General features: G+C 69.7%; 29 protein-coding genes. 14 read left to right on the top strand and 15 right to left on the bottom strand.

Annotated features, from left to right (window positions below; all coding sequences use genetic code 11):
• Window positions 1–89: 89 nt before the first annotated feature.
• Window positions 90–719 (bottom strand): 2-phospho-L-lactate guanylyltransferase, encoded by a 630-nt coding sequence (cofC, locus tag GPZ80_RS16790; RefSeq protein ID WP_312880381.1) that lies wholly within the window; start codon window positions 717–719, stop codon window positions 90–92.
• A gap of 104 nt (window positions 720–823) precedes the next feature.
• Here cofC and GPZ80_RS16785 point away from each other — a divergent pair, with 104 nt between their 5' ends.
• Genes GPZ80_RS16785 through GPZ80_RS16775 form a run of 3 tightly spaced genes read left to right on the top strand, consistent with a single transcriptional unit; the run spans window position 824 to window position 3,634 of the window.
• A complete protein-coding gene (locus GPZ80_RS16785; RefSeq protein ID WP_187221323.1) occupies window positions 824–1,546 on the top strand; it encodes a lysophospholipid acyltransferase family protein in 723 nt (240 codons plus the stop codon).
• 1 nt (window position 1,547) lies between these two features.
• Window positions 1,548–2,549 (top strand): NAD(P)H-dependent glycerol-3-phosphate dehydrogenase, encoded by a 1,002-nt coding sequence (locus GPZ80_RS16780; protein WP_187221322.1) that lies wholly within the window; start codon window positions 1,548–1,550, stop codon window positions 2,547–2,549.
• Window positions 2,546–3,634 (top strand): cystathionine gamma-lyase, encoded by a 1,089-nt coding sequence (locus GPZ80_RS16775; RefSeq protein WP_187221321.1) that lies wholly within the window; start codon window positions 2,546–2,548, stop codon window positions 3,632–3,634. The genes GPZ80_RS16780 and GPZ80_RS16775 overlap by 4 nt, the downstream gene beginning before the upstream one ends.
• Window positions 3,635–3,838: 204 nt before the next feature.
• Here the strand turns inward: GPZ80_RS16775 and GPZ80_RS16770 are convergent, their stop codons facing one another.
• Window positions 3,839–4,558: an anti-sigma factor gene (locus GPZ80_RS16770; protein WP_187221320.1), complete on the bottom strand. Its 720-nt coding sequence runs from the start codon at window positions 4,556–4,558 to the stop codon at window positions 3,839–3,841.
• A complete protein-coding gene (locus GPZ80_RS16765; RefSeq protein WP_187221319.1) occupies window positions 4,555–5,151 on the bottom strand; it encodes a sigma-70 family RNA polymerase sigma factor in 597 nt (198 codons plus the stop codon). Before GPZ80_RS16765 ends, GPZ80_RS16770 begins: the two co-directional genes overlap by 4 nt.
• A 123-nt stretch (window positions 5,152–5,274) precedes the next feature.
• On the opposite strand from GPZ80_RS16765, the gene GPZ80_RS34045 reads away from it, so the two are divergent.
• Both GPZ80_RS34045 and GPZ80_RS16760 read left to right on the top strand, forming a co-directional pair.
• Window positions 5,275–5,355 (top strand): putative leader peptide, encoded by an 81-nt coding sequence (locus GPZ80_RS34045; RefSeq protein WP_376771691.1) that lies wholly within the window; start codon window positions 5,275–5,277, stop codon window positions 5,353–5,355.
• A gap of 65 nt (window positions 5,356–5,420) precedes the next feature.
• Window positions 5,421–5,894 carry a cysteine dioxygenase gene (locus tag GPZ80_RS16760; RefSeq protein WP_187221318.1) on the top strand — a complete coding sequence of 158 codons (474 nt, stop codon included), beginning with the start codon at window positions 5,421–5,423 and terminating at the stop codon, window positions 5,892–5,894.
• Here the strand turns inward: GPZ80_RS16760 and GPZ80_RS16755 are convergent.
• Together GPZ80_RS16755 and GPZ80_RS16750 are read right to left on the bottom strand one after the other, a co-directional pair.
• Window positions 5,872–6,324 (bottom strand): DUF1203 domain-containing protein, encoded by a 453-nt coding sequence (locus GPZ80_RS16755; RefSeq protein WP_187221317.1) that lies wholly within the window; start codon window positions 6,322–6,324, stop codon window positions 5,872–5,874. The genes GPZ80_RS16760 and GPZ80_RS16755 overlap by 23 nt on opposite strands.
• A gap of 39 nt (window positions 6,325–6,363) precedes the next feature.
• The gene (locus tag GPZ80_RS16750) at window positions 6,364–7,026 is read right to left on the bottom strand and encodes a pyridoxamine 5'-phosphate oxidase family protein (RefSeq protein ID WP_187221316.1); all 663 of its coding nucleotides are present in this window, start codon (window positions 7,024–7,026) and stop codon (window positions 6,364–6,366) included.
• A 68-nt stretch (window positions 7,027–7,094) separates the two neighbouring features.
• On the opposite strand from GPZ80_RS16750, the gene pdxR reads away from it, so the two are divergent.
• Window positions 7,095–8,519 (top strand): MocR-like pyridoxine biosynthesis transcription factor PdxR, encoded by a 1,425-nt coding sequence (pdxR, locus tag GPZ80_RS16745; protein WP_187221315.1) that lies wholly within the window; start codon window positions 7,095–7,097, stop codon window positions 8,517–8,519.
• A gap of 11 nt (window positions 8,520–8,530) precedes the next feature.
• Entirely contained in the window at window positions 8,531–9,622 is a 1,092-nt protein-coding gene (locus tag GPZ80_RS16740) for a D-alanine--D-alanine ligase family protein (RefSeq protein WP_187221314.1), read from the top strand.
• Here GPZ80_RS16740 and GPZ80_RS16735 read toward each other — a convergent pair.
• Both GPZ80_RS16735 and GPZ80_RS16730 read right to left on the bottom strand, forming a co-directional pair.
• Window positions 9,619–10,188 carry a DUF3515 domain-containing protein gene (locus GPZ80_RS16735; RefSeq protein WP_187221313.1) on the bottom strand — a complete coding sequence of 190 codons (570 nt, stop codon included), beginning with the start codon at window positions 10,186–10,188 and terminating at the stop codon, window positions 9,619–9,621. The two genes, GPZ80_RS16740 and GPZ80_RS16735, sit on opposite strands and share 4 nt — an antisense overlap.
• Before the next feature lie 19 nt (window positions 10,189–10,207).
• Window positions 10,208–10,441, bottom strand: coding sequence for an Lrp/AsnC ligand binding domain-containing protein (locus tag GPZ80_RS16730; protein WP_187221312.1), 234 nt, complete (start codon window positions 10,439–10,441; stop codon window positions 10,208–10,210).
• A 109-nt stretch (window positions 10,442–10,550) separates the two neighbouring features.
• Between GPZ80_RS16730 and GPZ80_RS16725 the strand changes: the two genes are divergently transcribed.
• Entirely contained in the window at window positions 10,551–11,516 is a 966-nt protein-coding gene (locus tag GPZ80_RS16725; RefSeq protein WP_187221311.1) for a thiamine-phosphate kinase, read from the top strand.
• Here GPZ80_RS16725 and GPZ80_RS16720 read toward each other — a convergent pair.
• From GPZ80_RS16720 to GPZ80_RS16690, 7 genes are all read right to left on the bottom strand, one after another.
• Window positions 11,513–11,863 carry a hypothetical protein gene (locus tag GPZ80_RS16720; RefSeq protein WP_187221310.1) on the bottom strand — a complete coding sequence of 117 codons (351 nt, stop codon included), beginning with the start codon at window positions 11,861–11,863 and terminating at the stop codon, window positions 11,513–11,515. The genes GPZ80_RS16725 and GPZ80_RS16720 overlap by 4 nt on opposite strands.
• A 666-nt stretch (window positions 11,864–12,529) precedes the next feature.
• Window positions 12,530–12,760, bottom strand: coding sequence for a hypothetical protein (locus tag GPZ80_RS16715; RefSeq protein ID WP_187221309.1), 231 nt, complete (start codon window positions 12,758–12,760; stop codon window positions 12,530–12,532).
• Window positions 12,757–13,065: a hypothetical protein gene (locus GPZ80_RS16710; protein ID WP_187221308.1), complete on the bottom strand. Its 309-nt coding sequence runs from the start codon at window positions 13,063–13,065 to the stop codon at window positions 12,757–12,759. The genes GPZ80_RS16715 and GPZ80_RS16710 overlap by 4 nt, the downstream gene beginning before the upstream one ends.
• Window positions 13,066–13,124: 59 nt before the next feature.
• Complete coding sequence (locus GPZ80_RS16705; RefSeq protein WP_187221307.1) at window positions 13,125–13,961, bottom strand: helix-turn-helix domain-containing protein; 837 nt, start codon at window positions 13,959–13,961, stop codon at window positions 13,125–13,127.
• A complete protein-coding gene (locus tag GPZ80_RS16700; RefSeq protein ID WP_222719437.1) occupies window positions 13,948–14,400 on the bottom strand; it encodes a DUF6879 family protein in 453 nt (150 codons plus the stop codon). Before GPZ80_RS16700 ends, GPZ80_RS16705 begins: the two co-directional genes overlap by 14 nt.
• A 46-nt stretch (window positions 14,401–14,446) precedes the next feature.
• Entirely contained in the window at window positions 14,447–14,659 is a 213-nt protein-coding gene (locus GPZ80_RS16695; protein WP_246477192.1) for a hypothetical protein, read from the bottom strand.
• A gap of 208 nt (window positions 14,660–14,867) precedes the next feature.
• Window positions 14,868–15,371: a DUF6879 family protein gene (locus GPZ80_RS16690; RefSeq protein WP_187221304.1), complete on the bottom strand. Its 504-nt coding sequence runs from the start codon at window positions 15,369–15,371 to the stop codon at window positions 14,868–14,870.
• Window positions 15,372–15,522: 151 nt separating this feature from the next.
• Between GPZ80_RS16690 and GPZ80_RS16685 the strand changes: the two genes are divergently transcribed.
• The 4 genes from GPZ80_RS16685 (at window position 15,523) to GPZ80_RS16670 (ending at window position 18,546) form a co-directional block, all read left to right on the top strand.
• Entirely contained in the window at window positions 15,523–15,999 is a 477-nt protein-coding gene (locus tag GPZ80_RS16685; protein ID WP_187221303.1) for a GNAT family N-acetyltransferase, read from the top strand.
• Complete coding sequence (locus GPZ80_RS16680; RefSeq protein ID WP_187221302.1) at window positions 15,972–16,493, top strand: gamma carbonic anhydrase family protein; 522 nt, start codon at window positions 15,972–15,974, stop codon at window positions 16,491–16,493. Before GPZ80_RS16685 ends, GPZ80_RS16680 begins: the two co-directional genes overlap by 28 nt.
• Window positions 16,494–16,508: 15 nt before the next feature.
• Complete coding sequence (locus GPZ80_RS16675) at window positions 16,509–17,183, top strand: uracil-DNA glycosylase (protein ID WP_312880379.1); 675 nt, start codon at window positions 16,509–16,511, stop codon at window positions 17,181–17,183.
• 175 nt (window positions 17,184–17,358) lie between these two features.
• Window positions 17,359–18,546 carry an MFS transporter gene (locus tag GPZ80_RS16670; protein ID WP_312880378.1) on the top strand — a complete coding sequence of 396 codons (1,188 nt, stop codon included), beginning with the start codon at window positions 17,359–17,361 and terminating at the stop codon, window positions 18,544–18,546.
• A 38-nt stretch (window positions 18,547–18,584) separates the two neighbouring features.
• Here the strand turns inward: GPZ80_RS16670 and rpmB are convergent, their stop codons facing one another.
• Window positions 18,585–18,776, bottom strand: a complete 192-nt coding sequence (gene rpmB / locus GPZ80_RS16665) for a 50S ribosomal protein L28 (protein ID WP_054294989.1) — start codon at window positions 18,774–18,776, stop codon at window positions 18,585–18,587.
• Between the two features lie 177 nt (window positions 18,777–18,953).
• Here rpmB and GPZ80_RS16660 point away from each other — a divergent pair, with 177 nt between their 5' ends.
• The gene (locus tag GPZ80_RS16660) at window positions 18,954–20,588 is read left to right on the top strand and encodes a fatty acid kinase ATP-binding subunit FakA (protein ID WP_281401292.1); all 1,635 of its coding nucleotides are present in this window, start codon (window positions 18,954–18,956) and stop codon (window positions 20,586–20,588) included.
• A 90-nt stretch (window positions 20,589–20,678) separates the two neighbouring features.
• Complete coding sequence (recG, locus tag GPZ80_RS16655) at window positions 20,679–22,862, top strand: ATP-dependent DNA helicase RecG (protein WP_187221299.1); 2,184 nt, start codon at window positions 20,679–20,681, stop codon at window positions 22,860–22,862.
• Window positions 22,863–22,992 lie beyond the last annotated feature (130 nt).

Here is a 22,992-nt window from a genome sequence, read left to right as displayed (position 1 = left end):
CTGCTCTGACTGCTCTGGGTGCTCACGGTTTCATTGTTCAGCAAGAAGCGGCCATCAGCCCACTGTCCGGCGAACCGAGCGGTTAATTGTCAGCACACCTTCCGAATACCTTGCACGACCTCGCTGGTCCGGGGTCCGACGCCCAGCGCCAACGCCTCGGTGAGGTCCGCCGCGGTGTCCACGTCACAGCGCAGCGTGGCCAGTCCGGCGCCCACCATCAACGCGGTGCGACCGTGGGCGAGCGCCGACCCGGCGCCGAACCTCGGGGCGAGCGAGGTCCCCGCGGCGGCGATCAGCAGTGTCGTGCCGGTGCCCTCCCGGTCGGCGACGAACGCCCGGGCGCCCGCGGCCCGGCTGATCGCCGCGCCCAGGTCGGCCGGGCGCAGGGCGGGCAGGTCGGCCTGCAGCGCGCCGACGGTGGTGTCCGGGTCGTCGGTGAGCAGGACGTCCGCGCCGAACCGCAGTGCCGCGTTGAGACCCGGCAGCCCGCGCTCGTCGACACACTCCGCCCCGGTCGCGGCGACCGCCTCGGTCACCCGCTCGTCCTCACAGACGACCAGGACCCGGCGCACGCCGGGGGCCGCGACGGCGGCGACGAGGGTGTCGACGAGCAGGGCGAGCACGAGTTCGAGGTGGCCGCCCGGACCGCCCGGCACCGTGCCGCGCAGCCGCGTTTTCGCCCGGTCGAGGTGCTTCACCGGGACCACCAAGTCCACCACGATCCGAGATCCTGCCGGCTCGCCCGAGGACACCCCGTCTGGACCGGAGGCGGGGTCGCCAGGGAGACTCACGGGCCACGGCAGCAGCAGGAGGAGGACGAACGTTGGGCAAGCGCGAGAAGGGCGGGTTCTGGGTCGGTGCGGCCGCCGCCGCTTTCTACCCGATGACCTGGTTGGGCAAGCGCACCTACGTGGGCGGCGAGAAGCTGCCGCGCACCGGGGCCGCGCTGCTCGTGATGAACCACGTCTCGCACCTCGACCCGCCCAACGACGCCGTGTTCGTGCACCGAAACAAGCGGGTCCCGCGGTTCATGGCCAAGGACAGCCTGTTCAAGGTGCCGATCTTCGGGCGCATCCTCAAGGGCTCCGGCGGCATTCCCGTCTACCGTGGTTCCTCCGAGGCCAAGGACAGCCTGCGGGCCGCGCACGAGGCGCTCAAGGAGGGCAAGGTCGTGGTGATCTACCCCGAAGGCACCATCAGCAAGGACCCGACGGGCTGGCCGATGCGGGCCCGCACCGGGGTGGCGCGGCTGGCTCTGGAGAACGACGCGCCGGTGCTGCCCGCCGCGCGCTGGGGCACCAACGACATCTGGGACGGCTACACCAAGAAGTTCCGACCGCTGCCGCGCAAGCACGTGCGCACTGTTGTCGGCGACCCGGTCGACCTCTCGCCGTACCGCGGCAAGCCCATCACCAACCAGTTGCTTCGCGAGGTCACCGACCTGCTGATGACCCAGGTCCGCGACTTGCTCGCCGAGATCCGCGAGGAGCAGCCGCCCGCGGAGTTCTTCCGGCCCGGCGCCAAGCGCGACGAGACCGCGATCTGACATGGCTGAGATCACCGTCCTAGGTGCCGGGTCGTGGGGCACCACTTTCGCCAAGGTCATGGCCGACAGCGGCCGCGAAGTCACCCTGTGGGCCCGCCGCGGCTCGGTGTCGGAGGCCATCGAGCGCCACCGTGAGAACGCCGAGTACCTGCCCGGCGTTCGGCTCCCGGACACCCTGAGGTCCACATCGGACCCGAGGGTGGCGCTCGACGGCGCGCACACGGTCGTGCTCGCCGTCCCGAGCCAGAGCCTTCGGCACAACCTGGCCGCGTGGTCGTCGCTGCTGCCGCCGGACGCGACCCTGGTGAGCCTGGCCAAGGGCGTGGAACTGGGCACCCTCAAGCGGATGAGCGAGGTCATCGTCGACATCACCGGTGTCGCCGAGGATCGTGTCGCGGTGGTGTCCGGACCGAACCTCGCGGTGGAGATCGCGCAGGAGCAGCCGACGGCGTCGGTCATCGCCTGCCGCGACCACGACCGCGCGATCGCGCTGCAGGAGCTGTGCACCAACAGCTACTTCCGGCCGTACACGATCACCGACGTCATCGGCTGCGAGATCGGTGGCGCCTGCAAGAACGTCATCGCGCTGTCCTGCGGCATGGCCACCGGCCTCGGCTTCGGCGCGAACACCCTGGCCACGCTGATCACCCGCGGCCTCGCCGAGACCGCCCGGCTGGGCGCGGCGCTCGGCGCGGACCCGCTGACCTTCTCCGGACTGGCGGGCCTAGGCGACTTGGTCGCCACGTGCTCCTCGCCGCTGTCGCGCAACCGGACCTTCGGCGCACGGCTCGGCAAGGGCGAGACCGTCGCGCAGGCCCAGGCCGCCGCGCAGGGCCAGGTCGCCGAAGGAGTGAAGTCCTGCTCCTCGATCCGCGAACTCGCCCAGCGCCACGGGGTCGAGATGCCGATCACCGAGGTCGTCCACCGGGTCTGCCACGACGGTTTCGACCCGCGGGAGATGGCGGGCGAGCTGATCGGGCGCAAGACGAAGCCGGAACGATGACCCTCGGCGACGGCACCCGCTGTGTGCACGCCGGACTGCCCCCGGCCGAACCCGGCGCCCCGGTGGGGCCGCAGCCGGTGCTCGCCTCCCAGTTCCACCTCGGCGGCGCGCGCACCTACGGCCGCGCCGAGAACCCGACCTGGGACGCGCTGGAGACGGCCATCGGCGACCTCGACGGCGGCACGTGCGTCGTGTTCGCCTCAGGCATGGCCGCGACGACGTCCCTGCTGCGCACGGTGCTTCGCGCGGGGGACACCGTCGTGCTCCCCTCGGACGGCTACTACCTGACCCGCACCTACGTCCGCGACAACCTGGCCGCGCTGGGCCTGACGGTCCGCGAACTGCCGACCGGCATGGTGTGGACCGAGGACATGGTCGAGGGCGCCCGTCTGGTGATAGTCGAGACGCCGTCGAACCCGCGCCTGGACGTGTGCGACATCGCGGCCGTGGCCGACCTCGCCCACGCGGCGGGCGCGCTCATGGCAGTCGACAACACCACGGCCACGCCACTGGGGCAACGCCCCCTGTCGCTGGGCGCGGACGTGGTCTTCGCCAGCGACACCAAGGCCCTTTCCGGCCACAGCGACGTGGTGCTCGGCCACATCAGCACCGCCGACCCTGACCTGGCTGCCCGGCTCCGCTCGGAGCGCACCGGCAGCGGCGGCGTCCCGGGTCCCTTCGAGGTATGGCTGGCCCACCGGGGTCTGGGGACTTTGGACCTGCGTCTGGCCAGGCAGGCGGAGAACGCGGCGGCCGTCTACGAAGCGCTGCGCGAGCACCCACGGATCCGCGGGATCCGTTGGCCCGGCTCCACACACGACCCCGCACACGAGATCGCGTCCCGCCAGATGCGTCGCTTCGGCGGTGTGGTCACCTTCGAAATGGAGTCGGCGGAGGCAGCGGACGCGTTCGTGTCCGCCGCCACCCTCGTGTCCGCCGCCACCAGCTTCGGGGGCCTGCACTCCACAGCCGACCGCCGAGCCCGCTGGGGCGACCCCGTCCCCGACGGCCTTCTCCGCTTCTCCTGCGGCTGCGAGGACCCCACCGACCTGGTAGCCGACCTCCTCACCGCCCTCGACCCCTGACCCAGCTTTCGTTCCGGTCGCGAGTCCAACGTTCAGAACAACGAGACCAACGTTCAGAACAACGAGTCCAACGTTCAGAACATCTGATTTCCAGCCTCACGTGACGTAAGACGGAAGTTCGATGTACTGAACGTTGGACTCGTTGTTCTGAACGTTGGACTCGTTGTTCTGAACGTTGGACTCGCGACCGAAACGAAAGCCGGGTCAGGTGGGAAGCGTCATGGCCATGACGGGGTCGGTGGTGGGTTGGTCCGAGCCGCCCGCGGGTTCGACGGTGACGCCGATCGCGACCGCGTCCTGGATGGCGGACGCGGCCATGAGGGCCGCTCGGCCGTTGTCGGGCGCCATCAAGCCGATCGAGCGCTTGTCCTCGCCGATGAGCCAGACCTGGTAGGTCTTGCCCTGCGGCGCCGCGGGCATCTTGTCCGCCAGCAGCATCACCTCACCGCGCTTGCGTGACACGACGACCGTGCCGACCAGTCCGTCCGGCGTGGACCCGTTGACCAGCCGCGCGTCCTCGGCGGCCAGCAGCGCCGACATCGCCGCCACCTGCTGCCTGCCCGCGTCGAGTTCCTGCCTGCTCTGCGCCGTGACCACCCCGAGCGCGACCGACACGACCAGCAGCGCGGCCGCGGCCATGCCCAGGATCCGCGTGGACCACCGCTTGCGGCGGACCGCCAACTCGTCGCGGACCGGTGGCAGCTGACGCACCTCGCCGATCCTCGCCATCACCGCCGCCTTCAGCGCGGCGGGCGGCCCCGCGGCGGCGGCTTCGCCGAGGCGGGTCGCCGTGGCCTCCAGTTCGCGGACTTCCTCGGCGCACGCCCCGCATTCGGCGAGGTGGCGTTCGAAGTCCGCGCGTTCGGTCTCGGTGACCGCGTTGAGGACGTAGGCGCCGGTCAACGCGTGGATGTCCGGGGTCATCGGGCCACCCCCAAGCAGTCGCGCAGACGGATGAGTCCGTCTCTGAGTCGAGTCTTGACCGTGCCGAGCGGAGTGTCGAGCAGTTCCGACACCTCCTTGTAGGTGAGCCCGCGGTAGTACGCGAGTTCGACCGATTCGCGCTGCAGATCGGTGAGCGAGGCCAGGCAGCGGCGCACCTGCTCGTACTCCAGGCGGGTGCTCACCTGCTCGGCGACCTCGTCGAAGGGCCGCGTGGTCTCGCGACGGAACGCCTTGTCCTCGCGGTCGGTCGCCGACTGCGCCGAGCGGACGCGGTCGACGGCGCGGCGATGGGCCAGGGTCATGACCCAGGTCATCGCGCTTCCCCGGTCGGGGGCGTATCTGGCGGCGGTGCGCCACAGCTCGAGCATCACTTCCTGGGTCACCTCCTCCGACTGCGCCGGATCTCGAACAATGCGTCGCACCAGCCCGAACACGGGCGCTGAGACAAGGTCATAGAGCGCACTGAACGCCTGCTCGTCGCCCCGTGCGACGCGCTGCAGCAGCGCGCCCGCGTCCGGGGGCAGCTCCGTATCGGGCACGCTCCCCGTGATCCGCCGAACCCGGTCGGCCATGGCCACCCGCTCTCATCCGTCCAACCCCGTCAGCTGACATTCGGCGCCCTGGCGGGTCCGGATGGGTCGTCTCATCAACTGGGCGCCTTTGACGGTCGCCCGGACTCATGGTTCCCTATTGGCATGCTGTTCCGCGCCATGACCGGCCGACGGGGTCACATCGACCTCTGTCGTGTCGCAGGCGCGCTCTGTCTCTGTCGGTGATCCAGCCCGCCCTGCGACCTGTTCCGGTCGTGTCGTGCTCGTGCATCCCGAGAAGAGACTTGAAGATGTTCGCCGTTCCCCCGAACACCATCGCCCTTGGCGGTACCCCGGCCCTCGCGCACCCGGCGCTGATCGCCCGCGAGTACGCCCTGGACCGCGACCGCTGGCGCGACCTGCTCAGCTATGACCCGGCCGAGCGTTTCACCGCGCTCATCGACCGCGCCGACGGCCAGGAGATCTGGCTGATGTCGTGGCTGCCGGGCCAGGGCACCGACCTGCACGACCACGGCTCGGTGGCGGGCGCGTTCACCGTCGTGTCCGGCGTCCTGACCGAGCGGGTGGCCCGCGGCGGCGCCCGGCCCGCCGAGGTGCTGCACCCGGTGACGGTCGGCCAGACCCGCGTGTTCGGCCCCGGTTACGTCCACCAGGTCGCCAACGCCGGGACCGACCCCGCGGTGAGCATCCACGTCTACCGCGAGGGCCGCCCGCCCATGGGGCACTACCGGCTCGACCCGCTCACCGGCCCGCAGCCCGTGTGACCGTGAACATGTAGCAGCCGTAGGCGATGTTGCGGCTGTGCACCCAGGCCACCTTCGGGTCCGCCAGCTGTCGGGCGATCTCGCCTTCCGGGTCCTGTCCGTCGTGGACCGTCGTCGACGGGTGAATCCAGCCCCGCCTGTCGTAGGCGCGCAGCACCTGTGGCCTGCCGAGCCAGTCGGACGGATACCGGTCGGTCGCGGCGGGACCGCCGCAGTCGGCCGGGTGCGCGAACACCGCGCCCTTCTCCCGGTAGGGACTGTCCGAAGGCAGCGGCGGCTCGTAGTTGAACAGGATCAGTTCCTCGCCCGCCGTGGCGTCGCGCAGGCAGCAGCGCAGCGGCTCACCGCCGCCCGCGGTCCACGGTTGCGTGGGCTGCGAGCGGACCTCGGTGAGGACGGCGGCGGGGATGGCGTGGAATTGGAACGTCATGCGCCCAGCCTGTCCGCCGCAGCCTGCCCGAGCCGGCGGCTATCGGACCTCGCGCGCGACCACGTGCTCCGGTGCCGGGAACCCCTCCGGAAGCAACTCGCACGGCTCCGGTTCGCCCCAGACCTGGTGCAGTGCAAGCACACCGGCCCACACACGGTTCGCCTCGATGTCGTCCTCGTCGTCCGCGGGCCCGCCCGCCCGGACCTTGACCGCCGCCTCGGTGAGGTCGATCGCGAGCACCGAGGTCTGCGCCAGTTCCTTGGCGTTGGGTTCGCGCGCGTAGTCCCATGAACCGGGGGCGGCGTGGTCGGTCACGACCTTCAAGGCGTGCCACTTCGTGTCCGGGTCGGTCACCGCGGTCGCGGTGGCGTGCACGACAGCCGAGCGGTAATTCATCGAGTGGTTGAACACCGACCTCGAGTACACGATCCCGTCGACCAGGGTCACCGCGACGCACACCTCGACGCCCGCGCCCGCTGTCCGCAGGCTCAGAGCGCCGGTCGAGCCGTGCACGTAGAGGGTGTCGCCGTCGCGGCCATAGGCGGTCGGCAGCACCACCGGCGCGCCGTCGATGATCGTGGACAGGTGGCAGACCAGGCCGGAGTCGAGGATCGAGTGCAGGACAGCGCGGTCGGCGACGGCGCGCTTCTTGCCCCGTCGGACGGTGCTCCGGCTGGTCGGGGAGAGCGGTGTCTGGGTCACCCGGCTAGCCTGCCGAGTAGAGTGGCATCCCTGTAGAGCCACAGCTCGGGGATTTCAGGAGGCCACTTATGGCGGAGAGTCCAGCGCTGCCGGTCACCCTCGATCGCGAGTCGGCCACCCCGCTCGCGGTGCAGCTCGCCGAGGAGCTGCGTGCCGCGGCGGGCGACGGCAGGCTCCGCAGCGGCGACCGGCTGCCCTCGACCCGGGCGCTGGCCGCGCAACTCGACGTCAGCCGCACGGTCACGGCCGCCGCCTACGAGCAGTTGCACGCCGAAGGCTGGATCGCGGGCCGCCACGGCTCCGGCACCTACATCACCACCGAGCCCCCCGGATCGCTACGCGCCAAGCCGCGCAGGCCACGCCTGGACGTCATCGCCGCCGACGCCATCGACCTCACCCCCGGCTCGCCGTGGGCGGGCGGCATCGACCGCTCCGCGTGGCGGCGGGCCTGGCGCGGCGCGGCGGACGTCGCCCCGCTGTCAAGGCCGCAGCGGGCAGGTCTGCCCGCCTACCGGGCCGTCGTGGCCGAGCACCTGCTGCGCCATCGAGGGCTCCGGGTGAGCGGCGAGTTCGACGACGGCGGCCAAGGCGAGTCCGTGCTGGCCACCGGCGGCACCACGGCCGCGGTGAGCGAACTGGCCGCGGCCGTGCTGCGCCGGGGCGACATCGTCGCCGTCGAGGAGCCCGGGTACCAGCGGGCCGTGCACACCCTGCGTGCCGCGGGTCTGCGCGTCGTTCCCGCCTATGTGGACGCCGACGGGCTGCTCCTCGACGGGCTGCCCGCCGCCACCAAGATGGTCTACTGCTCGCCCGCCCACCAGTACCCGCTGGGCCGCCGGATGTCCGCGGGCAGGCGGGTCGAGCTGGTCGAACGCGCCCGCCGCGAGGGCTGGCTGGTCATCGAGGACGACTACGACGGCGAACTGCGCTACGACGTCGCCCCACTGCCCCTGCTCGCCGCGCTCGCCCCGGACGTCGTGGTGCACCTCGGCACCACCAGCAAGATCCTCACGCCGACTCTCGGCACGGGCTGGATGGTCGCGCCGCCGTCCGTCGTCACCGCCGTGCTCGAACACCGCGACCAGTGCGGAGTCAGCCCGGCCGCCGCGGGCCAGCTCGTGCTCGTCGAACTCGCGCGCAACGGCGACCTGGGCAGGCACCTGCGCAAACTCCGCCGCGAACTCTCGGAGCGCCGGGCGCTGCTCGTCGATGCCCTCCAGGCGGCGGACATCCCGATGATCGGCGACGACGCGGGCGCGCACCTGGTCGTCCCACTCGACTCCGCCGAGGCCGAGCACGCCATGATCGACGAGGGCCTGAGCCGGGGGCTGCTGCTCGACGGCCTCGCCCGCCACCACAGCGGCCGGGCGAGCTGGTTCGGCATCGCCCTCGGGTACGCGGCGTGCTCCCGCGAACAGCTGCCGGACGCGATCCCGGTGCTGGTGGAGCTGTTCGCGAGGTCGATCGGGTCCGCCGTTAGCCCATCCGGGTAGGGTCGGGACCCATGTCCAGCTCAAAGATCCGAGTCGCCGTCGTGTTCGGCGGACGCAGCACCGAGCACACGATTTCCTGTGTGTCCGCGGCGGGCGCGCTCACCAACCTCGACCCGGAGCGCTTCGAGGTCCTGCCCGTCGGGATCACCCGCGACGGCGCCTGGGTGCTCGGGCCGTCGGATCCCGCGGCGCTGCGCATCCAGGGCCGGACGCTGCCCAGCGTCGAGGCGGGAACCGAGCTGACGCTGCCCGCCGACCCGACCTCGGGGCGCCTTGTGGTGCTGGAGAAGGGGCGCGAGGGCGAGGTGCTCTCCGGCGTCGACGTCGTCTTTCCCATGCTCCATGGCGCTTACGGCGAGGACGGCACCATCCAGGGTCTGCTGGAGATGGTCGGCCTGCCCTACGTCGGGCCGGGCGTGCTCGCCAGCTCCGTGGCGATGGACAAGGGCTACACCAAGAAGCTGCTGATCGCCGAGGGGCTGCCCGTCGGCCCGTACATCGAGCTGCGCCGCGGACAGACCACGCTCGACGCCGCCGAGCGCGAACGCCTGGGGCTGCCGGTGTTCGTCAAGCCGTCGCGCGCCGGGTCGTCCACCGGCATCAGCCGGGTCACCGAGTGGGACCAGCTCGACGCGGCGATCGCGCACGCGCGCGAGATCGACCCGAAGGTCTTGATCGAGGCCGCCATTGTCGGCCGCGAGGTCGAATGCGGGGTCCTGGAGTTCCCGGACGGCCGCGTCGAGGCGTCCCAGCCCGCCGAGGTGCGGCTGGTCGACGGGATCGACTGGTACGACTTCGACTCGAAGTACCTCGACGACGTCTGCGAACTCGACATCCCGGCCAAGCTCCCCGACGACGTGAGCGAACGCCTGCGCGCCATGGCCGTCGAGGCCTTCCACGCGCTCGACTGCCAGGGACTGGCCCGGGTCGACTTCTTCGTCGGCGAGGACGGCACGCTGACGATCAACGAGATCAACACCATGCCGGGCTTCACCCCCACCTCGGCCTACCCGAAGATGTGGGAGGTCACCGGCGTGGACTACCCGACGCTGCTGTCCACGCTCATCGACACCGCGATCGCCCGCGGAACCGGGCTCCGCTAAGGCTTGACCGGCTGCGCGGGGAGCGTGGCACCGACCACTTCGGACACTGTCTGCAGCGGCCCGGTGCCCACGCCGTCGGGCAGCGTCAACGCGAGGTGCACCGGCCGATCGACGACGAACCAGGTGGAGCTGCCAGTGCCCTCGATCGGCAGCCAGCGCACGCCGGACACCTCACGCAGGGCAGAGGTCGGCGTCAGCTCGGCCGGTTTGGGCAACCCGCAGCGCAAGACCACGGGCGGGGCGATCCGGTCGCCCCAGGCGACGGCGGCCTGCGGGGCCGGGTCGGCCAGCGGCAGCTTCGACAGGGTCGTCCCCGCGCTGACCAGCGACGCGGGCAGCGCGGCGATCACGGCGGCACAATGGGCCGACCCAGAGTCGGGGGCCTCGACGGGAACCAGCCCGACCGGTCCGGTCTTGGGCACGGCGGAGGTCGTCGGCGCCGGAGTCGCGGTGTCGGACGGCAGGAACCGGCTCGCGATCACCACGCCTGCCGCCAGCAGGCCCACAAGGACCACGGCGGCGATGACGGCGGCGCGAGGCGGCCCGGTTGGGGGCTGGTCGCTCACCGGCCCACTAGACCATGGGTCAGAGGTGGACGACCGGGCAGGTCAGCGTGCGAGTGATGCCGTCCACATTCTGGATGCGGGCGACCACCAGTTGGCCCAGGAGGTCGACATTGTCGGCTTCGGCCCGGACTATGACGTCGTACGGTCCGGTGACATCCTCGGCGGTGGTGACCCCGGAGATCTCGGCGATTTCAGCGGCGACCGCCGCCGCCTTGCCGACTTCGGTCTGGATCAGGATGTATGCGTGGACCACGGCGCGCCCCTTCGCGGCTAGGAGTCCCCAAGATGTAGGAACGTGTTCAGCAACGTACCCCAGTTCAGGATTCGTTGGGGAATCCGAACATCGGTGATCGGAGGAAGTCGTGCGACCGGATTCGACCCATGGCCAGGAAACCGTGGCCGATGTGGGTGAGTTCGGTCTCATCCGCCGAATCACCGAGGGCCGCAAACAAGGCGCCCCGACGCTGCTCGGCCCCGGCGACGACGCCGCCGTGGTCGCCGCGGTCGACGGCAGAGTCGTGGCCAGCACGGATGTCTTGGTCGAGGGGGTGCATTTCCGCTTCGACTGGTCGCCGCCGGATCAGGTGGGCCGCAAGGCGATCGCGGTGAACCTCGCCGACATCGCCGCCATGGGCGCGGTCCCCACCGCGGTGCTGGTCGGCCTCGCGTGCCCGTCGACGACACCGGTATCGGTGATCGACGAACTGTCAGCGGGCATGTGGCACGAGGCGTCGAGAGCCCGCATCGGCATCATCGGCGGCGACATGGCCAGCTCCGACACGATGGTGATCTCAGTCACCGCCCTCGGCGACCTGGAGGGCCGCATGCCGGTCACCCGCGGCGGCGCCATGCCCGGAGACATCGTCGCCGTCGCGGGCCGCCTCGGCTGGAGCGCGGCCGGGCTGGCCGTGCTGGGCCGGGGTTTCCGCTCCCCGGTCACCGTCGTCGGCGCCCACCGCGCCCCGGAACCCCCCTATGCCGCCGGACCGCAGGCGGCGGACTGCGGAGCCACCGCGATGATCGACGTCTCGGACGGCCTGCTCGCCGACCTCGGCCACATCGGCGTCGCATCCAATGTGGCCATCGATGTGCGCACCGACCTGATCGAGGTGCACCAGCGCCTGATCGACGTTGCCCAGGCCCTGGGCGCCGACCCGCGCCACTGGGTCCTCACCGGCGGCGAAGACCACGCCCTGGCGGCGACCTTCCCCGACCCGGGCGCGATCCCGGAGGGCTGGCGCGCGATCGGCACGGTCACCCGGGGCTCGGGCGTCACCGTCGATGGAGCCACTTACGAGGGCGCCGCGGGCTGGCAGCACTGGCGCTAGCGCTGTTCGGCGTCCCACGCCATGAGTGCTGTTTCAGCCATCGAGGAGACATCGCCCAAGGAGATGTCTTCGGCGATCTCACGCAACACGACGAGACTTCGTTCCTGTTCGCCGCGCCGAAGCAGGAACCCTGCCGCCGAAGCGCGGATGCCTGCCGCCTCGGATCTCAGCAGGGGTGTCAGGATCTCCTGGGTGAGGCCGAGTTCGTCCCATTCGGCTACCCGATCCCTCAGTTCGGCGGACAGTTGGTTGATTCGGCGGGCGTCAGGATCGCCTTCGACGGTGGTCGCGTCGAGTGCGCGCACGCGACCCTCGAACTCTTTGCGCAGCTGGTCAGGGTGATCCATCGCTGTCCTCCTGGCGCTGTGCGCGGGCTATCTGCCGCAAGCCGTAGCTGTGCTGATGATCCCGTGATGTGCCCCTGAGAAGCCGCCGCGGCGGTGTCCCCGTGAACCTGTCATTGGTCGCGTAGTGGCGGCTGATGCGCCGATGGACGGATATCGGCAGCCAGACGAGGTTGTCGGTCGTGTTGATCCGGTGCTCGGTGAATCCGCTGTAGCCGGTAGATCGGCCGGCTCGCATGTCACCCTGATTCTGTTCGACGATGTGGTGCAACTCGTGGCCCGCCCGTGTGCCCAGGGCACGTTTCGCTGCCGAGAACGAAGGAAACGAACGTAGCTCGCCAGCCTCAACAGCGATTGTCGGAAAGGCGGGCGCTTGGGTACTTTCGCTACCCGGCGCCGCTCAAACGCTTCCCCGCAACACGGCCTGCGTCGCGGAGTCCATTTCTCGCGGAGGTCCAGCAACCTTCCGCTGATCCCATCGAGATCCCCCTGAACGCTCAGCGCGAGTTGGACCAGCTCCTGTCCCGCCTGGCCACCTGCCTGGCTGATCGCCTGCACGACTGCCGGAATCAGGCCGGTGGCGGCCTGCACATGGTCGAGGGGAACGCTTTGACTAGCGGCGGCGAATGCCGCCGCCGCTTGTTCGAGGTGTCCGGACATTCGGCGTGCTCATCCTCCTGTCGGCAGGATCGGTCGAGGTGCCCGGGCCAGGCACAGCTCGCAGGGCATTCCTGAGAACTCCGGAAGCAGGTCGGCGGTACCGGGTGCGATCTTGATGCCGCACCACGCCGTGAGGTGCTCCGGCACGGAGTCGGGCGCGGAAACCAGATGCACTCCACGTCGCCGCTCACCGATCCCGGGACCTGAGCGCAGGCGGACAAGCAGGACGGGCTGCGTCATCCCGTCCTCCTGAGGTGCGACCGCCCGTTGACCCAGGAATCAGCGATGTGCCGGAGAAGCGCGTTGTCCCACCACTCGTCCGGAGGGGCGGAAATCGCGTCGACCAGCGGTTGAGGCTTCTCGTGGACTTGATGGCCCGCGAGATGGTCGTGCAGGATCAGGTACCGCCGAGCGTCGACACAGAACCCGCGCATGACGGCGACGTAGCGGTCGCCTTTGACCCAGCGGAACGTGAATCCGTGCCGGAATGCTCGAGAACACGGTTTATCGCCGCGATAAGGATTGGTGAGTCCCAGAATCTCCACGCGTCGAACGTAACTGGCGACCGCTCAGGTGCGCGTGTTTTATTCGCGCTCCAGCATAATCAGAATTCGATTCGTCGCAGAAGGGCGGTAACTTCCGCTCCGACAAGTGCGCGCTCCAGAAAATGGTTCATGATGTTGAGGTGATACTCCACGTCTCGTGGATCGCGCAGCATCATCTCGCCGGAGAACAACTCGACCAGGACGAACCGTTCGTCATACGCGGTGAAGCTATTGAGGGGTACACCGCAATCCATCTCGGCGTCGTTGGGAACGACGGCGATCGTAACGTTCGGCAGTTCGGCCAGTTCTGCCATGTGGTGGCACTGTGCGGACATGACTTCCGCGGGTGCCTGCCGCCATCGCACGGTCTGCTCCGTCATGATGAAAATGAATCGGCGGGAGCGGTCGTGCAGTGCCTGCTGCCGCTTCAGTCGGGCTTCCACGGCCCGGTCGACGTTTCGGGCCGGCCTGCCACTGATGGTCGGCGTAAGGATGGCCCTCGCGTAGTCGGCGGTCTGGAGCAGGCCGGACGGCGCGGCGGGAGTGAAGTAGCGGATGGTCGACGCCGATTCGACCAGTGCGCCGAGTTCCTCCTGTCCTCGCCAGATGCCCATCTCTGCGAGCGAACGCACGGATCGATAATGAACATTGGCTACCCGCGCCAGATCAAGAAACGGCTTGGCGGCGTCATTCGCCACGCCCAGCGCGGCCAGGATTCGCTGAACATCAACTATTGACGGAAGGACCTTCCCACTTTCGATCCGGCTGATCTTGGACTGCGACATGGCGCACCGGGCAGCGAGTCGATCACCGGACAGGCCTGAGGCCCTCCGCAAGTCGCGGAGGGCCTTGGCAAGGTCTTTGCGCTCTTGCTGTTGTCGCTCAGGATCGAACATAGTCCTCGAATGGAACCGCGTGGTCGAGAGCTATTTGTCGCCACCGTAGGTACCTCGATACGTCCGGTCCGGTCGACATCTGCCGATCGAGCAGCGTGCCGTCCTTGCGGAAATTGAGTTCCAAAACGTCGGTGTCATCGAACAGCCAGAAATCCTGATCGGGAAGATCGAGGTCGTCGGTCAGGTCGAGGATCCGGATGTCTTCGCCTGCCGCGATGTTATGGGGAATAGCCCAAGCGAACTGGCAGCGGACGTAGTCGGTCAGCGGTCGTCGGACTGCTCGCACCCGTCCGATCGTCTTTCCCGCTGCGACGCTGGTTCGGACTAGGTCGTGCCAACCCTGGAGTTGTGCGTCGATCGGGGGCTCGGGCTCGCCCGCCAGGAAGCGTCGGAGGAGTTCGATTTCGCGTGGGAACGAGTAGACCTGCTGGGTCTCCAAACGCCACGCCGATGATCGGAAGTCAAGGAACGGATCCCCTGTCGGCTCAGGTCCCGAGCGCACTGATCGCCTCTCTCACCACACTCATCGGCAGTTCGACCGCCTGCTCGCCGTCGCCGAGGCGAAGGCCGCCTGCTTCTGTCACCGCATCACCCTGGAAGACGACAGTCCCTCGGTCTGACACGTACACGGTAGGGCAATCGCGGTCGTGGCAATCGCCTGCGATCTTCTGAAGGGTCATCACTGGCTGTGTTGTCATGACTACGTTCTAGCATCCCTGGGTGACAGAGCTGACCTTTAGTCACGCACTCGCATAAACAGCAATCCGGCCGGTGCACGGGCTCGATCCGACTGATCTTGGAATGAGCAGGGCGCATCGAGCCGCCGGCCTTTCGCCCGACAGGCTGGACGCCCTCCGCAGTTTGCGTAGGGCACGGGCCAAGTCCTGGCGTTCCTGACGCTGCCGCTCAGGGGCGTACATAGTCCTCAAAGGGAACGGAGTGAGCCAGCGCCATGCGCTTCCATTCCCGGTACTGGTCGAGGTCTGCGCCGGCCAGGATTCCCTGGCTCGTCAGCGCGCCGTCCTTGTCGAAGTCCATTCGGAGGACGCTCTCCTCGTCGAAGATCCAAAAGTCGTGGTCCGGCAGTGACAGGTCGAGGTCGGTGACGTCGAGGATCCGGATGTCCTCGCCTGCCGATATGTTGTTTGGGATGCCCCAGGTGAACTGAAACCGGACGTATTCGCTGAGCGGTCTACGGACCACGCGCACGCGCCCCATCGTCTTGCCCGATGCGACATTCGACCTGGTGAGTTCGAACCACTCGCGATAGCTGTCGCTGTGCGGCGGTTCGGGCTCACCCGCGCGGAACGCGCGGAGTCGCTCCTGCTCTCTTGGGATGGCGAAGGCCTGCGGGATCTCCAACCGCCATGCCGACCGCCGGTATGTGTGGAACGGGCTAGGTGAGGGCACAGGTGGCCTCTTGGGCGAGCGCGAGTTCGCAGTCCCCTGCGACCTTGCGGAGTGCCATGGTTACGGACTGTTGCGTCATGTGACCGTTCTAGCATCCCGAGGTGACAGACCTGACCTTTAGTCGCGCACTCGCATAAACCACAATCGACCAGTGCGTATCGAAGCCCGGCCCTACGACCACCCGCACTCCCAGCTGCTCATCGACGAGGTGCAGCAGGAGTACGTGGTCCGCTACGGCAGCCCCGACGAAGGCCCGGTAGACCCGACCGAGTTTCTCCCGCCAAAGGGTCGCTTCTTCGTCGGCTACGTCGACGGCCGCCCGCTGGTCACCGGCGCCTGGCGTGACCACGGAGACGGCACCGCCGAGATCAAGCGCATGTACGTCTCCCCGGACGGCCGCGGCAAGGGCCTGGCCCGGCGGATGCTCGCCGAGATCGAGCGCACCGCCGCCGATGCGGGGATCACGCGGTTGATCCTCGAGACCGGTCTGATGCAGCCCGAGGCCGTCGCGCTCTACAAGTCCTCCGGCTACACACCTGTTCCCGCGTTCGGCTACTACGCCGGGCACGAGTTGTCCGTCCACCTCGGCAAGGAGATCGCGTGCCCGTCTACGCCCTCGGCGACCTGACTCCGTCCATCCATTCCGACGCCTACGTCCACCCGGACGCCACGGTCATCGGGAACGTCACCCTGCACGCCGGTGCTTCGGTGTGGCCGCGGGCCGTCCTGCGCGGCGACGCGGGGGAGATCGTGGTGGGGGAGCGGACCAGCGTGCAGGACGGCACGGTCGTGCACTGCACCCCGTTCCACCCCGCGATCATCGGCGCCGACTGCGTCATCGGGCACAACGTCCACATCGAGGGCGCGACGGTCGGCGACCGCTGCATGATCGCGTCGGGTTCGGTGTTGCTCAACGGTTCCGTGGTCGAGGAGGGCTCGATCCTCGGCGCGGGCACGGTCATGTCGTTCAACGGTTTCATCCCCGCGCGATCGATGGCGCTCGGGGTTCCGGCGAAGATCCGCGAGGGCCATGTGGTGCCCGAGGACATGACGTCGGGGATCGTGGAGGGCTACCTGCAGCACGCCAAGACCTACCGGGCGGGGCTGCGCAGGCTTGACTGAGTAAGGTTTTCCGGCGTGGCACGACCGCTGACTGAGATAGTCGAAGCCGGGTGGGCGACGGCCTTGGCCCCCGCCGCGGACAAGATCGCCGAGATGGGCGAATTCCTGCGCGCGGAGATCGCCGCCGGGCGCCGATACCTGCCCGCCGGGGAGAACGTTCTCCGTGCCTTCCAACAGCCCTTCGCCGACGTGCGGGTGCTGGTGGTCGGCCAGGACCCGTACCCGACGCCGGGGCACGCGGTGGGCCTGTCGTTCTCCGTGGCGCCGGACGTCCGGCCGATCCCGAAGAGCCTGGTCAACATCTACAAGGAGTACTGCGAGGACCTCGGCCACCCGCTGCCGTCGAACGGCGACCTGACGCCGTGGGCCGGGAACGGGGTGCTGCTCCTCAACCGCGCGTTGACGGTGGAGCCGGGCAAGGCGAACTCGCATCAGGGCAAGGGCTGGGAGCAGGTGACCGAGCAGGCCATCCGGGCGCTGGCCGCCCGCGGCGGCCCCCTGGTGGCGATCCTGTGGGGCCGCAACGCCCGCAACCTCCGGCCGATACTCGACCCGGTGCCCTGCATCGAGTCCCCGCACCCGAGTCCGCTCTCCGCGCACGCGGGGTTCTTCGGCTCCAAGCCGTTCAGCCGGGCCAACGCCCTGTTGGCAGAGCAAGGCGCCGAACCCATCGACTGGAAACTGCCGTAAAGCAACGGACGTTGACTTGGCCAACGATTCGACCCTGTCTCCTATCGGCCGTTAGTGGAGCGTTTGGGGCGACCGGGTGAACGCTTCCGCGGAGGACTGCGTGTCCGAGTAGCACCGTCCGGCAAGGGTGTGACGTCCGTTTTGTTCCACCAAGATCGTCAGTAGCGTCGGCGGTGTGCTGGGCCGACGCGATCTCCTTTTGGTTGCATCCGGTTCCGCTGTGTCGATGTTCGGCACCGCCATCACGCTCATCGTCCTTCTGTTGCACGTCAAGGATTCCGGCCCCTACGCGGTCGTCGCGATCCTGATCGCCGAGTTCGTCCCGGTGACCCTCGGCGCACCGCTCGCCGGGCTGCTCGTGGACCGGCTGCCCAACCGCAGGCTCATGATCGTCGGCCAACTGGTCCAAGCGGGCGCCGTGTTCGGGGTCGTGTCCGTGTTGGACCGGTTGCCGCTGGTGCTGGTCATGCTCGTGCTGCTCGGCTGCGGCACCGCAGTGGTCAACCCGGCCGCGGCCGCGTTGGTCCCGGTGATCTGCGGCGAGCGCGACTCCACCCGCGGGTACGCCGTCGTCGCGACCGGACGGACACTCGGGATGCTCGGCGGGTCGGCGGCGGGCGGGCTGCTGGTGGCCGCCCTGGGCACCCGGGACGCGCTGTACCTCGACGCCGCCACCTACCTCCTCCAGGCGTGCCTGCTCGGCTTCGTGCGGGCCGAGCGCGACCCGCGCGGGACGCGCGCCCGGCGTAGGCGGGGCGAGGCGATGGCTGGGGCGCGGCACGTCGCGGCGGACCCGGTGCTGCGGGTCGCCCAGGTCAGCCTGGCGCTGGCGATGGCCGGGGTGATGATCGCCGACGTCGCCAACGTCTTCTACGTCGTCGACGTGCTCCACGGCGGCGCCGCGACCCTGGGGATCCTGCACGCCGCATGGATGATCGGGGTCTTCGTCGGCGTGCGCCTGGCCGGTCGGGCTCGGACCGAGCGGGTGCTGCTGACCGGTCTCGGCCTGTCCTGCTGCACGATGGGCGCCGCGATGCTCGTGCCCGCGCTGCTGCCGTTCGCGGCGCCGGTGGCGGCGGGCTATCTGCTCGGCGGCGCGGCCAACGGGGTGCAGAACGTGTGCAACCAGGGGTTGGTGCGCTCACGGACGCCACAGGAACTGCGCGGGCGGGTGTTCGCCGCCGCCGGCGCGATCCTCATCGGGTCGAACGTGCTGGGCACCGTGCTCGGCGGCGCCGTGGTCGCGCTCGTCGGGCCCCGGCTGTCGTTCGCCATCGCGGGCGCGGCGTCGCTGCTCGCCGGGTTGGCCGCATTGCGCGCGCTGCGCGCGGTGGGCATGACAAAACCGGCGTCAGTGACCTGAGTCACCGACGCCGGTTTCGACGACAAGTTGCGGCAGCGTCAGCCGCGCACGACCTTGCCCGCCTTGAGGCAGGAGGTGCACACGTTCAGGCGCTTGCGCTGAGAAATGCCCAGCTTGGCGTGCACGGTCTGGATGTTCGGGTTCCAACGACGGTTGGTACGCCGATGGGAGTGCGAGACCGACTTGCCGAAGCCTGGCCCCTTGCCACAGACGTCGCACACGGCAGCCACGTCGAACTCCTTCAGGTTGCGGTGCCCATAAACGGATCTGTACATGGGCGCACATACGAGGGCCCCAGGGGCCCGGGCAGTCAGCACAGCGTAACGGGTGCCGGTGTGGTGTTCCAAACCGGGGCGGGACCCGGTCGCTACGCTGCCCGGATACCGGCGGATTTGGGAGGCTGCGTGCTGCAGGCACTGGACGCGGGCGAGGTGCGTCGCTGGGCGGCGGCCTGCGTGCAGTCGATGGACGCCCACCGCGCGGCGATCGACCGGATCAACGTCTACCCGGTCGCCGACGGCGACACTGGCTCGAACCTGCTCAACACGCTGCGTGCGGCCCTCGAAGCGCTGCTGCGCGCGCCGGTCATGGAGCGGTCCGACGCGGGCGGCGCGTTCGCCGTGCTCGCCCGGGGCGCGCTCGCGGGCGCGCGGGGCAACTCCGGGGTGATCATCTCCCAGTTGCTTCGCGGAATCGCCGAAACGGTCCGTGACCAGCGCGAAGTCGGTGGACCCGAGCTGCGGGCGGCGCTGAAGCGGGGGGCCGAGCTGGCCACCGCCGCGGTGTCCAAGCCGGTGCCAGGCACCATGCTCAGCGTGCTCGACGCCGCCGCCTCGGCCACCGGCCCCGACGGCCTGCACGAGGTGGCCGCCGCCGCCGCGATCGCCGCCGCGGAGGCGCTCGACCGCACCCCCGACCAACTCGCCGTGCTCGCCGAGGCCGGGGTCGTCGACGCGGGCGGACGCGGGGTCGTCGTCGTCCTCGACGCGCTGGTCGCGGTGATCGGTGGCAAGCCGCCCGAGCTGGCCGCCGCCGCGCGGGTCACCGCCGACGCCCCGATCGCACCCCGGCGGGCGGAGAACCCGCTGGTCGCGGCCCGGGAGGCCGGGTCGGAGCTGTACGCATACGAGGTCATGTACCTGCTGGAGAACGCCACCGAGGTCGACCGGCTGCGCGACGCGCTCGACGACCTCGGCGACTGCGTGTCCGTCGTCGGCGACGGCGCGGACCTGTGGACCGTCCACGTGCACTGCAACGACGTCGGCGCCGCCATCGAGGCCGGGGTCGACGTCGGACGCCCCCGCAAGATCCGGGTCGCGCGATTCGCCGACGCGGTCTCCGGTGAGGCCAGCCGATATACGAAGGACCGGGCCGTGGTGGCCGCTGTGCGCGGCGACGACCTCGCGGAGCTGTTCCTGTCCGAGGGCGTCGCCGTGCTCCGGGTCGGCGACGCGGACGTGCCGACGCCCTACGAGCTGCTGCAGGTCATCACCGGCACCGGCGCGGGTCACGTGACCGTGCTGCCGGGTGACGCCGGGCTGATGGAGATCGCCGACGAGGCCGCGATCCGCGCTGTCGCCGCCGGTCAGGACGTCGTCGTGGTGCCGTGCGCGTCCCCTGTGCAAGCGCTCGCCGCGATCGCGGTCCACGACCCGAGGCGCCGGTCAGGCGACGACGTGGTCGCCATGGCCGAGGCCGCGGCGGCGACCCGGCGCGGCGCGGTCGTGGTCGCCGCGGAGGCGGCGATCACCTGGATCGGCTCGTGCGCGGCGAACGACGTCGTCGGGTTCGCCGACGGCGAGGTGGTCCTGATCGAGCCCGGCCCGCCGCTGTCCGACGCGTTGATCAAGGTCGCGTGCGGGGTTGTCGAGCGGATGCTCGCGGTGGGCGGGGAACTGGTGACCGCGCTGCTCGGCCGGGACGCCCCCGAGGGCCTCGCCGAAGCGCTGACCGAGTACCTGCGGACCGCGCGGCCGGAAGCCGAACTGGTGGTCTACCGCGGGGGCCAGTCCGAATCGGTGCTCACGCTCGGCCTCGAATAACCGGGGTTGTCCACAGGCACGGCGAGGGGCGCGTGCCGGTGTCGGTGCGAGTCGACATAATCGGGCGAGCCGAGTGCGGAACGGAGAGGTATGGCTTCGCTGAGCGAGAAGCTCGACCGGGTGGTGGGCAAGAAGTCGGCCGACGCGCTGAAGGCCGCGTTCTCCTTGGAGACCGCGGGCGAGCTGCTGCGCCACTACCCCCGCCGCTACGCCGAGCGCGGCAAGCTCACCGAGATCGCCGGTCTGGAGGTCGGCGAGCACGTCACGGTGATGGCGAAGGTCGTCTCGGTCAACAAGCGGCAGATGAAGACCAAGCGCGGCTCGATCATCGAGGTCGTCCTCACCGACGGCAGCAAGTCGCTGGAGTGCGCGTTCTTCAACCAGCCATGGCACATGGACAAGCTCAAGCCGGGCCTCAACGCGCTCTTCGCGGGCAAGGTCACCGCGTTTCGCAACAAGCTCCAACTCGCCAATCCGGACTACCAGCTGTTCGACTCGACCGACGAGGTCGACGCCGAGGAGTTCGCGGGCAGCCTGATCCCGGTCTACCCGGCGTCGGCGAAGATCCAGTCCTGGCAGATCGCCCAGTGCGTCAGCCAGACGCTGGGGATGCTCGACGAGATCGAGGACCCGTTCCCCGACGAGCTGCGCGACAAGCTCGGCCTCGCGGAGTACGACGCGTCGGTTCGCGCGATCCACCTGCCCGCCGACTGGGCCGACGTCGAGTCCGCGAAGACCAGGCTCAAGTGGGATGAGGCGCTGGCGCTGCAACTGGTGCTCGCCCAGCGCCGGATGGCCAGTGGAGCCCGGCCCGCGCCCGCGTGTCCGCCGCGGCCCGGCGGCATCCTCGACGCGTTCGACCAGCGGCTGCCGTTCACCCTCACCAAGGGCCAGGTCGAGGTCGGCCACGCGATCGCCGAGGACCTCTCCGGCAGTCACCCGATGAGCAGGCTGCTGCAAGGCGAAGTCGGCTCCGGCAAGACCATCGTGGCCCTGCGCGCGATGCTGCAGGTCGTCGATTCCGGTCGGCAGGCCGCGCTCCTCGCGCCCACGGAAGTCCTTGCCGCACAACATGCCCGGTCGCTCGCGGAGATGCTCGGCGACCTCGCCCAGGGCGGCCAGCTCGGCGGCGCGGAGAACGCCACCAGCATCACGCTGCTCACCGGTTCGCTGACCGCGCCGCAGCGCAAGCAGGCCATGCTCGACGCGGCGAGCGGCGCCGCGGGCATCGTCGTCGGCACGCACGCGCTGATCCAGGACAAGGTCTCCTTCGCCGACCTGGGTTTCGTCGTCGTCGACGAGCAGCACCGCTTCGGCGTCGAGCAGCGCGACGCCCTGCGCGCGCGGGCGGGGGAGAACGTCAGCCCGCACGTGCTGGTCATGACCGCGACGCCGATCCCGCGCACGGTCGCGATGACGGTCTACGGCGACCTGGAGACCTCCGCGCTGCGCGAGCTGCCCGCGGGCCGGTCCCCGATCTCGACCAACGTCGTGCCGGTGTCGGAGAAGCCCGCGTGGCTCGACCGGGTCTGGGAGCGCATCCGCGAGGAGGTCTCCAAGGGCCACCAGGCCTACGTCGTCTGCCCCCGGATCGGCGAGGAGGTCTCGTCGGAGGACACCGATGAGGGGGAGCCCCCTAAGGACTCCGGGACCGACCGCAGGCCGCCGTTGGCGGTCGCCGATGTGGCGCCGCTGCTCGCCGAGGGCGCGCTCGCCGGTCTGCGGCTGGGGATCCTGCACGGGCGGCTCGCGCCCGACGAGAAGGACCGCGTGATGCGGGCGTTCGCGGCGGGCGACATCGACGTCCTGGTCGCGACCACGGTCGTCGAGGTCGGCGTCAACGTGCCCAACGCGACCGCCATGGTGATCATGGACGCCGACCGGTTCGGTGTCAGCCAGCTCCACCAGCTGCGCGGCCGGGTCGGCCGGGGCAGCGCGCCGGGGCTGTGTCTGCTGGTCACGGATATGCCGGGTGGCACCGCCACCCGCGACCGGCTGGCCGCTGTGGCCTCCACTTTGGACGGTTTCGAGCTCGCTCGGCTCGACCTGGAGATGCGGCGCGAGGGCGACATCCTCGGGTCGAGCCAGTCCGGATCGCGCTCCGGGCTCAAGATGCTGTCGCTGCTGCGCGACGAGGACGTCATCGCCGACGCGCGGGTCGTAGCCCAGGCGCTCATCGCCGACGACCCTGACCTCAAGCCCTATCCGGGATTGGCCACGATGGTCCGCCAACTGGTCGCCGAAGACCGCGCGGAATATCTCGAAAAGTCCTGAACGTAACGGATCTTGGTGTCCTGACACAATATGGCTACGATCACGAAAATTACCGCACATTTCAGGTAGCGGGCCCTACTCGTGAGTCAAGACAATGAGCCCTTTTCATCCTGCGGTGGTCTCGTAGTTC

The sequence above is a fragment of the Actinokineospora xionganensis genome (genome assembly GCF_014323725.1).
Taxonomy (GTDB): Bacteria; Actinomycetota; Actinomycetes; order Mycobacteriales; family Pseudonocardiaceae; genus Actinokineospora; species Actinokineospora xionganensis.
The sequence above is the reverse complement of the archived record's forward strand: the minus strand, read 5'-3'. Positions and strand labels throughout refer to the sequence as shown.